The sequence below is a fragment of the Hymenobacter sp. UYAg731 genome (genome assembly GCF_054061335.1).
Window position 1 is genome coordinate 563,936 of sequence record NZ_JBSSEC010000001.1, and the last position, 15,419, is coordinate 579,354.

Consider the following 15,419-nt stretch of genomic DNA (forward strand, 5'->3'; position numbering starts at 1 on the left):
TACCTTTGTAGACCCGCCCAAAAGGCGGCTTATTTCGCACATGGCACTAGATTATCTTTCCCTCCTGAATCCGTCGCAAGGGGCCGCGGTGATGCAAACCGAAGGCCCCTGCATGATTATTGCCGGCGCTGGCTCGGGCAAAACCCGAGTGCTTACCTACCGCATTGCCAACCTGCTCGAAAAGGGCGTCGACCCGTTCAACATCCTGGCCCTCACCTTCACCAACAAGGCCGCCAAGGAAATGCGCGCCCGCGTAGAAAAGGTAGTCGGCCCCGCCGCCCGCAGCCTCTGGATGGGCACATTTCACTCGGTTTTCGCCAAAATTTTGCGCTCCGAGGCCGATAAAATCGGCTTCCCGCGCAGCTTCACCATCTACGACTCGCAGGATTCGAAAACCCTGATTGGCCAGATTGTGAAGGAGCTGGAGCTCGACGACAAGCTCTACAAGCCCAACTTGGTGCTGGGCCGCATTTCGGCCGCCAAGAACAAGCTTATCTCGCACAACCAGTACCTCAATGACACGACCATCAAGGCCGACGACGAGGCGGCGTTGCGGCCCAAAATCGGGGTCATTTACCAGCAATATTACCAGCGCTGCCTCAAGGCCGGCGCGATGGATTTCGACGACTTGCTCTTCAATACCAACGTCCTCTTCCGCGACCACGTCGACGTGCTGAACAAGTATCAGAACATGTTCAAGTTCGTGATGGTGGACGAGTACCAGGATACCAACTATTCGCAGTATCTAATTACCCGCAAACTCGCGGCAAAGGAGCGCAATATTTGCGTGGTAGGCGATGATGCGCAGAGCATCTACGCCTTCCGGGGCGCGGATATTTCCAACATTCTAAATTTCGAAAAAGATTACCCCGAATTACAGGTATTTAAACTGGAACAGAATTATCGTTCCACGAAAAATATCGTGTGGGCGGCGAATTCCGTCATTAAAAATAACCAGGCGCAATTGCGTAAAGATGTCTTTTCGGAGAACGAGGAAGGCACGCTGATTGAAGTCCTGAAAGCCGCTTCAGATAATGAGGAAGGCAAACTGGTGGCAAATTCCATCTTCGAGGATAAGATGAATGGGCATTTGTCGTACGACAATTTCGCCATTCTTTACCGCACCAACGCACAAAGCCGCGCGATGGAAGAATCACTGCGGAAATTAAACATCAAATACAAAATCGTTGGGGGCCTGTCGTTTTATCAGCGCAAGGAAATCAAGGATTTGGTGGCCTATTTACGCCTGACGGTTAACCAAAACGACGAGCAGGCTATTCGCCGGGTAATTAATTATCCGAAGCGCGGAATTGGTGATACCACCATCAGCAAATTAATTACGACAGCCGACGAAGCCAACCATACGCTGTGGGAAGTGGTGGCCCATGCCGACCAGTTTATGGCGGCGCGGGTGAGCAATCCGGTGGTGGGATTTGCCGAGAAAATCAAAAGCTATATCGTGGTTGCCGAGAAGGAGGATGCCTTTGAAGCGGCCAAGTTCATCGCCAAAAACTCGGGAATGCTGGAGGAACTGTATGCCGATAAGAGCATTGAAGGCCTCTCGCGCTACGAAAACATCCAGGAACTGCTCAACGGCATCAAGGAATACGTGGATGACCACGAGCGCGAGGACAAGAGTCTTGGCGCGTTCCTACAGGATATTGCGCTGGTGACGGATTCGGACCTGAAAGACGCAGCCCAAGAGGGCGAGGCTGTGACGCTGATGACCATTCACTCCGCGAAAGGGCTGGAATTCCGCAACGTGTACATCGTGGGCATGGAGGAAAACCTGTTTCCGAGCCAGATGATGATTACCTCGCGGGCCGATTTGGAGGAAGAGCGCCGCCTGTTCTACGTGGCCATCACGCGGGCCGAGAAGAAGCTGACGCTGAGCTACGCCACTTCGCGCTACCAGTGGGGAAACCTGCGCAGCTGCGAGAAAAGCCGCTTTCTGGACGAGATTGACCCGCAGTACGTCAACTTTAAGTTTGCCGCCGGGCCGGGCGCGGGCGATGCGGCTCCGTTCCAGCATGTTTTCGAGCGGCGCTCGAACCTGGTGCCTACACCACCGCGCAAAGTGCAGGCTACCAACTATATAGCCCCTGCCGACTTTACGCCCTCCGACACGTCCAAGCTGCAAGCCGGCCAGCGCGTGGAGCATGCCAAGTTCGGTTTCGGCACGGTGAGCGCGCTCGAAACCCAGCAGGGCACCACCAAGGCCACTATTCAGTTTGAGGAAGTGGGCGAGAAAGTGCTGCTGTTGAGCTTTGCGAAGCTGCGGGTGCATTAGCAGCATACTGCATTGGGCTATTTCCGCCACGTCGTGCTGAGCACAGCCGAAGTGTCTCTACCGCGCGACTCGTCTCAGAAGTTGCAACGAAGCGGTAGCGTTGCTTTGGCTGCGCTCAGCATGGCGTTCTTTTCTGTAACACGCGGCAGTTCTCACGCCGTATCTTTGGCCTGAGCTCCGCCCCCGGCGGCCTCCCTCCTGCTTTTTATGACCGATATTAATTCCCTGCCCTTCCACCTGCAGCTGCTGGTGCGCGAATACGGGCACAGCACCTACCAGCTCATCCAAGGCCTCAAAGACATTGAGGACGTGGCAGAGCGCACCAAGCGCGCCACCGCCATTGTGCAGCTCATGCTGCGCCTGCAACCGGCCCTGCGCGACCTGCCCGAAATCCAGACCCGCCTCTGGAACCACCTTCACGCCATGGCCGGCGAAGACGTGGCCCTGGAAGCGCCCGTGGCCCTGCGCAGCCTCACGGTGCGCACCGAAAAGCCCGGTCGCGTGCCCTACCCCCGCACGGCTCCCAAGCTGCGCGCTTATGGTGCGGCCATCGAAGCTCTGATTGCCAAGGCCCTGACGCTGGAGGATGCGGCCGAGCGCGAACAGGCCACCATCCAGATTGGCCGGACGATGAAATTTCTCTATCGCCAGCACAACAAGGAAAATGCCAAGGATGTGACCATTCTGCGGCATTTGGGCGAGCTGTCGGGCGGCCAGCTCAAGCTCGACGCGGATTTGGTCGACAGCGAAAACCTGTTTGAGATGCCGGCCGGCACTGCGACTGGCGCTACCAAGGCATTCGTCGTGCCCCAGCCGCAGCCGCGCGAAGGCCAGAACCGCGACCGCCGCGAAGGCCAGAACCGCGACCGCGACAACCGTGGTAACGGTTTTAGTAACAAAAACGGGAAGAAGCGCAAAAAAGGCCGCAGCCAGGAGCCACAGCAGCCTCCACAATAATTTATTTCCGGTAGTCGGTATTCCGTAGCAGATAGTCAGACTATTTGGCCCGCATACGGTTGTCGTTATCCGACTACTGCCTACTTTTTACGGACTACTTACGATTAAACAAATGGCTGCATTTGAAGTACGCGGCGGCAAACCATTGCGCGGCGAAATCACGCCCCAGGGTGCCAAAAACGAAGCCCTCCAGATTCTCTGCGCGGTATTGCTGACTCCGGAACCCATAACCATCAGCAACATCCCCGACATCCGCGACGTCAATAAGCTCATCGAGCTGTTGCGCGACATGGGCGTGAAAGTGGGCAAGCTGGCTTCCGACACCTATATTTTCCAGGCCGAGGACGTTAACCTCGACTACATGGATACGCCTGAGTTCGTGGCTCAGGCCGGCGCGTTGCGCGGCTCGGTCATGATTCTCGGCCCCATGCTGGGGCGCTACGGCCGCTGCCAGCTGCCCAAGCCGGGCGGTGACAAAATCGGCCGCCGGCCGATGGACACGCACTTTCTGGGCCTCGAAAAGCTGGGCGGCAAGCTCACGCTTGAGGGCACCGATTTCTACCGCATCAAAGTGGAAGGCAAGTTGCAGGGCACCCACATGCTACTCGACGAAGCCTCGGTGACTGGTACGGCCAACATCCTGATGGCCGCCGTACTGGCCGAAGGGACTACAACCATCTACAACGCCGCCTGCGAGCCCTACTTGCAGCAGCTGTGCCGCATGCTGGTCCGCATGGGGGCTAATATCCAAGGCATCGGCTCGAACCTGCTCACCATTGTGGGCGTGGAGAAACTAGGCGGTACCGAGCACCGCATGCTCCCGGACATGATTGAAATCGGTTCTTTTATCGGCCTCGCGGCCATGACGGGTTCCGAAATCACCATCAAGGACTGCCAGATTCCCGAGTTGGGCCTCATCCCGGACACCTTCCGCAAGCTGGGTATTCAGCTTGAATTCCGGGGCGATGACATCTTCATTCCGGCCCAGCCGCACTACGAAATCGCCACGTACCTCGACGGCTCCATCCTCACGGTGAGCGACCACACCTGGCCGGGCTTTACGCCCGATTTGCTGAGCATTGTGCTGGTGGTGGCCTGCCAGGCTAAGGGTACAGTGCTCATTCACCAGAAAATGTTTGAGTCGCGGCTGTTCTTCGTCGATAAGCTCATCGATATGGGTGCGCAGGTCATCCTCTGCGACCCGCACCGTGCCACCGTCATCGGCCTCGACCAGCGCACCCGCCTGCGCGGCATCACCATGACTTCGCCCGACATCCGTGCCGGCGTGGCCCTGCTCATCGCCGCCCTGTCGGCCGAGGGCAAAAGCACCATCGAAAACGTGGAGCAGATTGACCGGGGCTACCAGAACATCGACCTGCGCCTTCAGGCGCTGGGGGCTGATATTCGGCGCATGTAATATCGTCGCCTCTTGATTTACGAAAATGCCTGGCCATCCCGCCGGGCATTTTTTGTTGTCGGCTATACGGGTTACTTCTGATTGTGCGTTGGCATAAAAGGAGCTGCGCAGCTACTGTTTCTGGTTTCACTTTACTACGGAATGAATCATGAAATCCTCCCTCGGTATTGCCCTGGGGCTGGCCGCCCTGCTGTGCGGTTGTAGCCACGTCAACAAAGAAGAAGCCGCTGTTGCGGACATCACCCCGCCGTCGACGCAGTACATGATGAGTGCGCCGCCCGCGCCACAGGAAAGCCCGGATTCGGATGACAAAGAGGCCACGGCCGACGTAATTCCGGGTCCCCGGCCCTACACCGAATCCATCGTTGCGCCCTCACGTCTGCTCATCTACCACGCCGATTTACGTCTGAAAGTGGCCAGTCTGCCCCGCGCCAGCGCCAGTCTCGACAGCCTCGTGCATCGCAACGGCGGCTACCTCAGCGCCGCCACCGAAGTGCGGGCCGAGGGCGAATGGCGCCAGGCAATTACCATTCGGGTGGCTCCGGCCCGTTTTCAGCCGCTGATGGCTGCGCTGGGCGGATTGGGTACCGTGGAGGAAAAAAAGCTGACTACTGACGATGTCACGGCGCAACACGCCGACGTGGCTGCCCGCCTCGCCACCAAGCGCGCCGTCGAAAAGCGTTATATCGACCTGCTGGTCCGCGCCCGCAAAATCAGCGAAGTGCTGGAAGTAGAGGGCAAAATCGGGGAAGTACGCGAGGAAATCGAGAGCACCGAAAGCCGCCTTAAAACGCTTAACGATGAGGTGGCCTATTCCACTATCTCGCTCACCTGCTACCAACCCCTACCCCAGTCCGTACCCGAAGCGCCGGTGGTATCATTCGCCAGCCGTCTCGTGGAGTCATTCTATACCGGCTGGACCCTGATTACCAGCTTGCTGATTGGTATGGTGGCTATCTGGCCCTTCCTGTTGCTTGGTGGGGCCGGGTGGTGGGCCGTGCGGCGCTGGCGGCGCAGTGTTGCACAAGCCCAAGGCTAGCGATAGAAAAAAGCCCCGCCGCAGCACCTATGATGGTACCGCGGCGGGGCATTTCGTTTCGGGCCGAAGCCAAATTTAATCCATTACCAAATCCACCACGGCATTGACCACCGACAGGGCTAGACTGAATAACAGGGCGTTGAGCAAACCGTGTACATCAAAGCTGCTCATCAGATAATCGGCCATTTTCACGATGATGACGTTGATAACCAATAGAAACAGACCCAGCGTGAGTACCGTGATGGGAAAGCCTAGAATTTGCAGAATGGGCTTCACGATGGCATTTAGAATACCCAACACGATGACCAGAATGGCCGCACTGCCCACGCCGCTCAGCACCACACCTGGTAGCACCATGCTAAGGCCGTATACTAATACGGCGGTGAGAATGAATTTGAGAATGAATCCTAACATGGCAACAAGGGTAAAAGTGAAAGAAGGTTACTCGGCGTGCATGCCTTTGGCCGGCAGCCGCCCTTGCGATACGGCCATCCAGTTGCAAAGTTGGTAGAGCAGGCGCGCGCCCACGATGGCGTTCCACTCGGTGTCGCCGGGCGCTACCTCGTTCAGGTCGCATCCGATGATTTGGATGCCCTCACGCACGATGGAGCGCAGCAGGTAAGTGGCTTCCTCATACTCCAAGCCGCCGGGCACGGGCGTGCCGGTGCCGGGGCACAGCTTGGGGTCGAGGCCGTCGATATCAAAGCTGATGTAGACCTTTTTGGGCAGCTGCGCAATGATTTTGCCACAGACTTTCTTCCACGACTTCTTGGCAAATTTCTCGTCGCTCAGAAACCGCTGGCTGAACAGCGCCACCCGGCCGTTGGACTGATCGATGAATTCGGCCTCCTGCTGGCAAAAGTCCCGGATGCCTACTTGCACCAGTTTCTTCACCTGCGGCAGTTCCAGCGCGTTGTGCATGATGCTGGCGTGCGAATACTTGAAGCCCTCGTAGGTAGGACGCAGGTCGCAGTGCGCGTCAAACTGCAGAATAGCAAATTCCGAATGGCGCTCGGCCAGCGCGTGCAGGTAGCCCAGCGGCGTGCTGTGGTCGCCGCCAAGCACCACCACGCCTTTGCCGGCATCGAGCAGGGCCCCGGTTTTGGCTTTCAGCCACTGCACCATCTTATCGCCGCCGGCCGTGGCCTGGGCGGGCACGCTTTCGTGCTTTTTGCGGTCGGCTTCGGGCTGGCCTTCTTCCAGCCAGCCAATGTAATCAGCGGCCAGGGGGCGCAACTGGCGGCTCGCCTCGGCAATGGTTTCGTCCTCCTCTTCCATGGCCAGGCCCAGCTTCCAGGCATTGGGCACATCCGAATCGTACAGGTCCACTTGCAGCGAGGCCTCGCGGATGGCGGCCGGGCCAGCGGCCGTGCCGGCGCGGTAGCTCACGGTCACTTCCCACGGCACGGGCACCACCACTACCTGCGCCTCCTCGGGCGTGAAAGGCAGGCCGAACAGGCCGCTATCCGCATCGCCGGGCGCGTTGGGGTCGAAAGAAGCTATTTTCTGGGCTAAGGCGTCCGCTTTAGACATTGGAGTTGAGGCGTAGGTAAATGGTAAATTGAATGCAAAAAAGAACGTCATGCCGCAACGGCCGCTGCAGTTCCCGGCACCAGCCCAGTTCAGCGAACAGGCTCACAGGAAAGTTGCAACGGCCGACGCGGCATGACGGGCCGGAACACAGTTAAGCATTCCTAAACGGGTTATTAGGCCGACATCTGGCTACCCAGAAAATCGTAGCTGCGAATGATTTCCAGAATTTTCTGGAACGTCACGCGGTCAAAAAACAGCATCAATGGCAGTTCCACCGTGTTGTCGCGGTCCGAAAACTGCGTGATAACCGAAAAAATAAGCGGCTGTAGCTGCTGCTCCGGTAGCAGGCTCTGCAAGTTCTCAGCGATATCGCCTTTGGGAGCCACAGGCGGCGCACCATAGATGTTGGCCTTCAGAATATTGGCCAGCTGCGTAACCAGAGCTCCGGTAATGATATTGCTGATTTCAAGCAACAGGGATTCCTGCAACTCGTTCAGCTCCAGCGCTTCAGTGGTTTGCATACGCAGGCACACCCGCGAGAGGCGCTGGATGTGCTGGCCTGAGAAGAACATCAGCGTTGTCCCATTAAAATCACCCCGAATGTCGGACTGAATGGGCACATGACGGGTCTGATAATCGCGTACGCGGTGTAGAATATCATCGCTCATCAGCAAGTCGATATTTGGCACCTCAAGTAGCACCCGTTCCTGGGCGATTACGGCGAATGAATCGGCGGCACGAGCCAGGCCGATGTTTAGAATCTCGCGGATTATATCACGCTCTAACTCAGTCATCGATAAATCCATAACGTCAAAGATAGGGGAAAGTGCAGCTGCGAGGACTGGGGTGAAAGAAAGGAAAATTAGGGGCGTTTGGTCAGAAACAGGCGAGTCAGGGCCGGCACATCGAGTACCAGGCACACTTGCCCACTGCCGAGCAGGGTAACTCCCCCAAACAGGTCAATGGTATCCAAGGGTTTACTAAGGGGCTTGATGACAATGTTTTGCTGCCGGATAAACCGGTCAACTACCAAGCCCAGTCGGCGGTTATTGTAATTCACGACCAATACCTGCTGGGCACCGATCAGGTCAGCTTTGTCAGCGAAGGGCAGCATTTCGTCGCCTTCGTCGTGCAAAAGCATCCGCAGCGCTATCAGCGGCACGGCCTGGCCTTGCACATGCGTCACCAGCACGCCGCCAACCACCGAAATCTCGTCGGATTGCAAAGCGAGCACCGTATCGGTATGCATCAGCGGGATGGCGTAGGGGCGTTCCTCTACTTCAACCAGCAGCGCGCCCTTCACGGCAATAGACGTGGGCAGCACCAGCGTAAACGTGGTGCCCTGGCCCAGCTGCGATTCGACCCGCAGCTGGCCCCCCAGCGAGTCGAGCGCCAGCTTCACTACATCGAGGCCCACGCCACGGCCTGAAATGTCGGTAATCTTGCTGGCCATGGAAAAGCCGGGCTCAAAAAGAAAGGCCCACACCGCCTGCTCATCCAGGTTGGCAGCGGCACTGGCCGTGGTCAGTCCGCGCTCCACGGCTTTACGGCGCACGGCTTCGGTATCTATGCCCCGTCCATCGTCGCGCACCTGAATGAGCACATCATCGCGCTCGGTCAGGGCCGAAAGGGTAAGATGGCCAACCGCCGACTTGCCGGCCGCCGCCCGCTGGGCCGTAGTTTCGAGGCCGTGGCTGACGGCGTTACGTACCAGGTGCAACAGCGCGTCGGTAATGATTTGCAGGATGTTACGGTCAATCTGCACATCCTGCCCGCTGAGGGTTAGCTCAACTTCTTTGCTTTCGGCGGAGGCCACGTCGCGCACTACCCGGGGAAACTTGTTCAGCAGCACACCCACGCCTACTAAGCGGGCATCCATCACACTGTATTGCAAATCGTCGGAAATGCGGAACAGGTGCTGGGCGGTAGCCAGCAATGCGGGATTGCCTATTTCCTGCGCCAGCGTCATAATCCGGTCGCGGTCAATAACCAGTTCCCCCACCAGATTGAGCAGGTTATCAAGCTTTTTGACCTGGATATATACTAGGTCCGAAAGCTCCATTTTCTTACCCGACTCCTCCTCCGTTTCCGCCTCCTCGGCTTCGTCCAGAATCGGCTCTTCGCCCCGCACCAAACGGTCGAGGTTGTCAAGCAAAGCCGTGGCATCGGGCAACGGCTGGTTAGCACCAACTGCCCGAATCATATTGCCCAACGCATCAACGCCGGCAAAAACCACTTTAATAAGCGAACCGCTGAACGTGCGTTCCTGGTCCCGAATCAGCCCGAACAGGGTTTCGAGATGGTGCGCCACTTCGCCCAAATCGGCAAAGCCCATGGCGCGGGCATTGGCCTTGAGGTTGTGCATGAGCCGGAATAGCTCGTTCAGGGCCGGGCCGGCATTAGGGTTGCGCTCAAGCTCGCTCAAATGGCGGCTCATGGAGTCGTAATACTCCAGCGCTTCGGCCATGAAAAGCTCCCGGTATTCCTGGTCGCGCGTTTTCATTAGGCCTTAGAAATTGAGTAAATAAACCAACTTTCCGGCGCACGCAGACACTTCCCATCGTTTCCGAAAGGCAGTGGCAGGGAGACGGAACGTTGTGGCAGCACCTTACGCAGCCTGCTCAGAGGCGTCGTTTTGCAGCGCCGCACCCACTATTTCCAGCACTTTCTCTTCCGAGAAGGGCTTTACGATGTAAGCCAGCGCACCGTTTTCAATGGCTTCGGTCACGATAACCTCTTGTCCCACAGCACTGCACATCACTACTTTGGCGGAAGGCTGAATCTGGCGGAGGCTTTTCAGCACGTCCAAGCCAGTATTGTCGGGCAGAATGACGTCGAGGGTAATAAGGTCAGGGGAAGTCGAAGCGGCCATTTCTACCGCCTGTGCGCCGTTTGCTGCCTCGCCTACTACTTCGTAGCCAGCATCGGTGAGCATGTTTTTGAGCATCGTACGCATATAAAAGGAGTCGTCGACGATGAGGATGCGCTTATTCATGGAATTGGGGAACGTTAAGATTTAACGGGTAGCCGAGCGTAGTTGCAGGCTACTCTTGTACGGGGCCGAGCCTACGAAGATGCCGTTTTGCCCGGCAAACGCATCACTTCGCTTGGGGTCAGGAGCTTGCGCATATCCAGCACGATGATAATGCCGCCTGCCGGCAGCTTGGCGATGCCTTCGAGGTATTTATCGCGGGTGCTGGAATCCTGCACGAACTCCGGGGCCGGTTCAATCTGGCTCAGGGGCATGGTGAAGGGGCGCGGCACTTCGCGCACCATCAGGCCCAGCACATAGTCGGCGGCTTCGACGGCAATGGTGTAGCTGCGCTCGGGGATGGGCCGGCCCACCGGCCGCAGCCGGAACCGCTCTTCCAGGTCCAGAATGGCAATAATGTCGCCACGCAGGTTGGCAATGCCCTTGATGAAAGGCGGGGTTTTGGGCATGCGGGCCACGTCGGGCGTGACGGTCACTTCCTTCACCTGCTCAATGCGAATGCCGTAGTCCTCATCGCCCAAGCGAAACACGATGAGCTGCACTAACTCGGCGGGCTTGGCGCGTTCAGCTTTGGCAATGGGAGCGGTTATTTCAGTCTCAGCCATGCGGGATTAGTCGAAAAAGGGCTAAACGAAGGGATTGAGAACTATTTGGTTTTGGCTTTCGACTTAGCCGCAGCCTTGGTGGCCGGGCTGTTCTTAGCAGCTTTGCCATTAACCGCTGCCTCGGGATGGGCCTGCTCAGTCCGAACTACGGTTTGCGCCCGGGCGGGACGCTCCCGGCGGGCCGGAGCCGAAACCACTACCGGCGCTGCTGCCTCGGGACGATTCCGGCGGGTGGTATTAGGTTGCCGGCTGGTATCAGCGGCAGCCGGCGCGGCTTCGGCACGGCTCTGGGAGCGGCGGGCAACCATGCCATTCTGCGGCTCGGGGGCGTACGATTCGCGGGCGCGGTAGGTATCGCGGGCACCCCGGCGTACGGGTTCCGGCTCGGGCTCAGGCTCGTAGGAGCTGAGCTGGAAGGTTTCGAGGCCGGCCTGCAGGTCGTCGGCAATGTCGGTGAGGCGTTGCGAGCTGGTGGTCAGCTCCTGCATGGCCGTGGAGAGCTGCTTGGCCGTACCAGCCACCTGCTGGGTGCCGGTAGCCGTTTGCTCGGCAATGGCTACCACTTCTTCCACGTACTTCACCACGTCGCCAATCGAGGTTTTCTGCACCTCAGTGGCCGTGAGAATGTCGCGCGAAGTGCGCAGCGTTTCGCCCGAGCTGGTGGCAATGTTCTTAAAGGCCGAGCTGGCTTCAAACGTGGCGTTCTTGCCCTTGAGCACTCGGTTTTCCATGGTTGAAATAGCCGTTGCGGCCGAAGTCGTGTCTTTTTTCACGTCTTCTACCAGTGTGGCAATTTCGTTGGCCGACTTGCGGGAGCCTTCGGCCAGCTTGCGGATTTCCTCGGCTACCACGGCGAAACCACGGCCAGCCTCTCCCGCACGAGCGGCTTCGATGGCGGCGTTCAGGGCCAGCAGGTTGGTCTGCGAAGCAATGTCCGTAATGACGCCCAGCGACTTGCTGATTTCACCCGAACGAGTACTCAGTACTTCGATGGTGCGTGAGGTTTGCGACGAAGCGCTGGAGATTTCCTCCATGTTCTTCACCACTTCGGCCACTGTTTTCAGACCGAGCTGGGAGGTTTGTTCGGCCAGGATAGCCGCTTTGTTCACCACGTCAGCCTTATTGGCCGTTTCCTTGGTGGCCTGCATGATTTCTTCAATCAGTTTGAAGGCCTGGTCGGTTTTCAAGGCCTGGTTCTGAGCACCTTCGGCCATCTGCTGCATGGCCAGTGCCACGTCAACCGTCACCCGGCTCATTTCCTGGCCCTTGCCGGCCATCTCTTCCGAAGAAGTACCTACAATCTGAGACGAGTCGTTGATTTCGCCGAGCAACTCGTTCAGGTTTTCAACTGCCAGGTTGAGCGCATTCGACATGGCCAGAATATCGCCCGTCGTGGGTACTTCAACGCGCTGAGTCAGGTCGCCTTCGGAGATGGCGCGCACCACCCGCGACACTTCTAGTACCGGCGAGGCAATGCTCTCAATCAGGGCGTTGAGCGTATCCACCAGTTCTTTCCAGGAACCCGATACGCCGCCTACCGTGGCACGCTCGGTCAGCTTGCCTTCTACCCCGGCCACTTTTGCCACGCGGCTTACTTCGGAAGCAAGGCGGTTAAGGTCGTCCACCATGCTGTTGATGGTGTCGGCCAGGTCGGCTACTTCGCCTTTGGCTTCGAGGGTCAGCTTCTGGGTAAGGTCGCCTTTCGATACGGCCGTTACGATTTTTACAATGCCCCGCACCTGCGTGGTGAGGTTTGAAGCCATGTAGTTTACGTTGTCGGTCAGGTCTTTCCACACACCGGCCACGTTGGGTACCGATGCTTGGCCGCCGAGCTTGCCTTCGGTGCCCACTTCCTGGGCCACACGGGTTACTTCACCGGCGAAGATGTTGAGCGAGTCCACCATCTGGTTCAGGTTGTCCTTCAGGTCCAGCAGTTCGCCATTGACGTTTACCGAAACCTTCTGGCTTAGGTCGCCGCGCGATACGGCGGTAGCTACATTGGCAATATCCCGCACCTGCGAGGTCAGGTTGCTGGCCATCGTGTTCACGTTGTCGGTCAGGTCTTTCCAGGTCCCGCGCACGTTGGGCACCTTGGCCTGACCGCCGAGCTTGCCTTCGGTGCCTACTTCGCGGGCCACGCGGGTTACTTCGTCACCAAAGATGTTGAGCGAGTCCACCATTTCGTTGAGGTTTTCCTTCAACTGGAGCAGTTCGCCGCGCACGTTTACCGTGATTTTCTGACTCAGGTCACCTTTGGCCACGGCCGTTGCCACGTTGGCAATGTCCCGCATTTGTGAGGTCAGGTTGCTAGCCATCGTGTTCACGTTGTCCGTCAGGTCTTTCCAGGTGCCCGATACTTTCGGCACGTTGGCCTGACCGCCGAGGATACCCTCGGTGCCCACTTCGCGGGCCACGCGTGTTACCTCGCCGGCGAAGATATTGAGCGAGTCCACCATCTGGTTCAGGTTGTCCTTCAGGTCCAGCAGCTCACCTTTGACATCTACCGTAATCTTCTGCGAAAGGTCGCCTTTCGATACGGCTGTGGCTACGTTGGCAATGTCCCGTACCTGCGAGGTCAGGTTGCTGGCCATCGTGTTTACGTTGTCAGTCAGCTCTTTCCAGGTACCACCAACGCGGGGCACCACGGCCTGGCCGCCGAGCTTGCCTTCGGTGCCTACTTCGCGGGCCACGCGGGTTACTTCGTCGCCGAAGATGTTGAGCGAGTCCACCATCTGGTTGAGGATGTTCTTCAGCTCCAAGATTTCGCCTTTCACGTTTACCGTCATCTTCTGGCTCAGGTCGCCGCGGGCTACGGCCGTGGCCACGTTAGCAATGTCTCGTACCTGCGAGGTCAGAGCCGCTGCCATGTCGTTCACGTTGTCGGTGAGGGCTTTCCACACACCGGCCACGTTTGGTACCGAGGCCTGACCGCCAAGTTTGCCTTCGGTGCCCACTTCCTGCGCCACGCGGGTTACCTCGCCGGCAAACAGGTTGAGGGACGCCACCATCTGGTTCAGGTTCTGCTTCAGCTGCAGGAATTCGCCTTTTACATCGACGGTAACCGTCTGAGTCAGGTCACCTTTGGCTACGGCCGTGGCCACGTTGGCAATGTCTCGTACCTGACTGGTCAGGTTGCTAGCCATGTAGTTTACGTTGTCGGTCAGGTCCTTCCACACACCGGCCACGCTGGGCACCGAGGCCTGGCCGCCGAGGCGGCCTTCGGTGCCCACTTCCTGGGCCACGCGGGTTACCTCGCCGGCAAACAGGTTCAGCGAGTCAACCATCTGGTTTAGGTTCTGCTTCAGTTGGAGTAGCTCGCCTTTTACATCGACGGTAACTTTCTGGCTCAGGTCGCCTTTAGCCACCGCAGTTGCTACGTTGGCAATGTCCCGCACCTGAGAAGTCAGGTTGCTGGCCATGTTGTTTACGTTGTCGGTCAGGTCTTTCCACACGCCGGCCACGTTGGGTACCGATGCTTGGCCGCCGAGCTTGCCTTCCGTACCTACTTCCTGCGCCACGCGGGTTACCTCGCCGGCAAACAGGTTGAGCGAGTCCACCATCTGGTTCAGGTTCTGCTTGAGCTGCAGGAATTCACCTTTTACATCGACGGTGATTTTCTGGCTCAAGTCGCCCTTTGCTACGGCCGTGGCCACGTTGGCAATGTCCCGCACCTGCACGGTGAGGTTCGAGGCCATGTTGTTTACGTTGTCGGTCAGGTCCTTCCAGATACCGCCCACATTTGGTACGCTGGCTTGGCCGCCGAGCTTGCCCTCGGTGCCTACTTCCTGCGCCACGCGGGTTACCTCGCCGGCGAAGATGTTCAGGTTGTCAATCGTTTTGTTGATGGTTTCGGCCATCAATTTGAAGTCGCCCGATACCGGAATCTGGAAGCTTTCGTCCAGATTGCCCCGGCTGATGTTCTTCAGTACTTTGCCCACTTCCAACACCGGCACGGCGATGCTGTCCACCAAGCCGTTGATGTTGTTAATCATGTCGCGCCAGAAGCCGGCGGCCCCGTCGGCCGAAGCCCGCGCCTTGAGGTTGCCCTCTACCCCGGCCACTTTCGAGATACGCGACACCTCGCCGCCCACCCCGGCAATCATGTCCACCATTGAATTGTAGGCTTCCGCGATTTCGGCGAAGATGTCGTCGTTCTGCTTGGTGAGCCGCACCGACACGTCGCCCTTCTTAAAGGCATCGAGGGCATAAAGCACCCGGTTGAGCTGGTCGTTGACGTAGCCCGGGTCTTGGGTATCAACGGAGCCGCGCGAACCGCCCTTTTTGCGGGTCAGGTCGTTGTTGGTACGCACCACGTCGAGCGACGAAACCGCGCCGGCGTCCGGCATTGCGCCGTCAATGACATCCATAGTGGTTGCGGGCGCACGCCGAGCCTTGGGTCGCGGATTCTGGGGGGAAGCCATATTAATAGTATGGGAATCGATTCAGGAAGGGGAAAGCTAATCGGGAGGGCGAAGTACGGGGGTTAGCCGCGAATAAGCAAAGGTAACGTTGCCCGGTACGGCGCTGAACCCGCCGGGATGCGGACTCGTTCCCGAGGCCCGGCTCCGGCCGGATTATTGCTCCGA

11 protein-coding genes are annotated in these 15,419 nt (G+C 58.1%); 4 read left to right on the forward strand and 7 right to left on the reverse strand.

What is annotated here, in order from left to right; genetic code table 11:
- Positions 1 to 40: 40 nt before the first annotated feature.
- The 4 genes from ACVWYF_RS02440 (at position 41) to ACVWYF_RS02455 (ending at position 5,703) form a co-directional block, all read left to right on the forward strand.
- Positions 41 to 2,290 carry an ATP-dependent helicase gene (locus ACVWYF_RS02440; protein WP_457064255.1) on the forward strand — a complete coding sequence of 750 codons (2,250 nt, stop codon included), beginning with the start codon at positions 41 to 43 and terminating at the stop codon, positions 2,288 to 2,290.
- A gap of 207 nt (positions 2,291 to 2,497) precedes the next feature.
- The gene (locus ACVWYF_RS02445; RefSeq protein ID WP_457064257.1) at positions 2,498 to 3,247 is read left to right on the forward strand and encodes a DUF4290 domain-containing protein; all 750 of its coding nucleotides are present in this window, start codon (positions 2,498 to 2,500) and stop codon (positions 3,245 to 3,247) included.
- Between the two features lie 112 nt (positions 3,248 to 3,359).
- Positions 3,360 to 4,664: a UDP-N-acetylglucosamine 1-carboxyvinyltransferase gene (gene murA / locus ACVWYF_RS02450; RefSeq protein ID WP_457064259.1), complete on the forward strand. Its 1,305-nt coding sequence runs from the start codon at positions 3,360 to 3,362 to the stop codon at positions 4,662 to 4,664.
- Between the two features lie 148 nt (positions 4,665 to 4,812).
- Positions 4,813 to 5,703: a DUF4349 domain-containing protein gene (locus tag ACVWYF_RS02455; RefSeq protein WP_457064261.1), complete on the forward strand. Its 891-nt coding sequence runs from the start codon at positions 4,813 to 4,815 to the stop codon at positions 5,701 to 5,703.
- A gap of 75 nt (positions 5,704 to 5,778) precedes the next feature.
- Here the strand turns inward: ACVWYF_RS02455 and ACVWYF_RS02460 are convergent, their stop codons facing one another.
- The 7 genes from ACVWYF_RS02460 to ACVWYF_RS02490 all read right to left on the reverse strand — a co-directional run bounded on the left by ACVWYF_RS02460 (position 5,779) and on the right by ACVWYF_RS02490 (position 15,200).
- Positions 5,779 to 6,117, reverse strand: a complete 339-nt coding sequence (locus ACVWYF_RS02460) for a phage holin family protein (protein WP_457064263.1) — start codon at positions 6,115 to 6,117, stop codon at positions 5,779 to 5,781.
- Between the two features lie 27 nt (positions 6,118 to 6,144).
- Positions 6,145 to 7,236, reverse strand: coding sequence for an agmatinase family protein (locus ACVWYF_RS02465; RefSeq protein ID WP_457064265.1), 1,092 nt, complete (start codon positions 7,234 to 7,236; stop codon positions 6,145 to 6,147).
- A 173-nt stretch (positions 7,237 to 7,409) separates the two neighbouring features.
- Positions 7,410 to 8,042 (reverse strand): chemotaxis protein CheC, encoded by a 633-nt coding sequence (locus ACVWYF_RS02470; protein ID WP_457064267.1) that lies wholly within the window; start codon positions 8,040 to 8,042, stop codon positions 7,410 to 7,412.
- Between the two features lie 56 nt (positions 8,043 to 8,098).
- Positions 8,099 to 9,739 carry a chemotaxis protein CheA gene (locus ACVWYF_RS02475; protein ID WP_457064269.1) on the reverse strand — a complete coding sequence of 547 codons (1,641 nt, stop codon included), beginning with the start codon at positions 9,737 to 9,739 and terminating at the stop codon, positions 8,099 to 8,101.
- Between the two features lie 105 nt (positions 9,740 to 9,844).
- Entirely contained in the window at positions 9,845 to 10,231 is a 387-nt protein-coding gene (locus tag ACVWYF_RS02480) for a response regulator (RefSeq protein WP_168674249.1), read from the reverse strand.
- A 71-nt stretch (positions 10,232 to 10,302) separates the two neighbouring features.
- Complete coding sequence (locus ACVWYF_RS02485) at positions 10,303 to 10,833, reverse strand: chemotaxis protein CheW (protein WP_457064271.1); 531 nt, start codon at positions 10,831 to 10,833, stop codon at positions 10,303 to 10,305.
- Positions 10,834 to 10,874: 41 nt separating this feature from the next.
- On the reverse strand, positions 10,875 to 15,200 hold the full coding sequence (locus ACVWYF_RS02490; RefSeq protein ID WP_457064273.1) for a HAMP domain-containing protein: 4,326 nt from the start codon (positions 15,198 to 15,200) through the stop codon (positions 10,875 to 10,877).
- Positions 15,201 to 15,419: the final 219 nt, after the last annotated feature.

Excerpts from the sequence above, each read along its gene's own strand:
- ACVWYF_RS02465 (WP_457064265.1), bottom strand. The coding sequence starts at position 7,236 with ATGTCTAAAGCGGACGCCTTAGCCCAGAAAATAGCTTCTTTCGACCCC.
- ACVWYF_RS02470 (WP_457064267.1), bottom strand. The coding sequence starts at position 8,042 with ATGGATTTATCGATGACTGAGTTAGAGCGTGATATAATCCGCGAGATT.
- ACVWYF_RS02490 (WP_457064273.1), bottom strand. The coding sequence starts at position 15,200 with ATGGATGTCATTGACGGCGCAATGCCGGACGCCGGCGCGGTTTCGTCG.
- ACVWYF_RS02460 (WP_457064263.1), bottom strand. The coding sequence starts at position 6,117 with ATGTTAGGATTCATTCTCAAATTCATTCTCACCGCCGTATTAGTATAC.
- ACVWYF_RS02445 (WP_457064257.1), top strand. The coding sequence starts at position 2,498 with ATGACCGATATTAATTCCCTGCCCTTCCACCTGCAGCTGCTGGTGCGC.
- ACVWYF_RS02485 (WP_457064271.1), bottom strand. The coding sequence starts at position 10,833 with ATGGCTGAGACTGAAATAACCGCTCCCATTGCCAAAGCTGAACGCGCC.
- ACVWYF_RS02455 (WP_457064261.1), top strand. The coding sequence starts at position 4,813 with ATGAAATCCTCCCTCGGTATTGCCCTGGGGCTGGCCGCCCTGCTGTGC.
- ACVWYF_RS02475 (WP_457064269.1), bottom strand. The coding sequence starts at position 9,739 with ATGAAAACGCGCGACCAGGAATACCGGGAGCTTTTCATGGCCGAAGCG.
- ACVWYF_RS02440 (WP_457064255.1), top strand. The coding sequence starts at position 41 with ATGGCACTAGATTATCTTTCCCTCCTGAATCCGTCGCAAGGGGCCGCG.
- ACVWYF_RS02480 (WP_168674249.1), bottom strand. The coding sequence starts at position 10,231 with ATGAATAAGCGCATCCTCATCGTCGACGACTCCTTTTATATGCGTACG.
- murA (WP_457064259.1), top strand. The coding sequence starts at position 3,360 with ATGGCTGCATTTGAAGTACGCGGCGGCAAACCATTGCGCGGCGAAATC.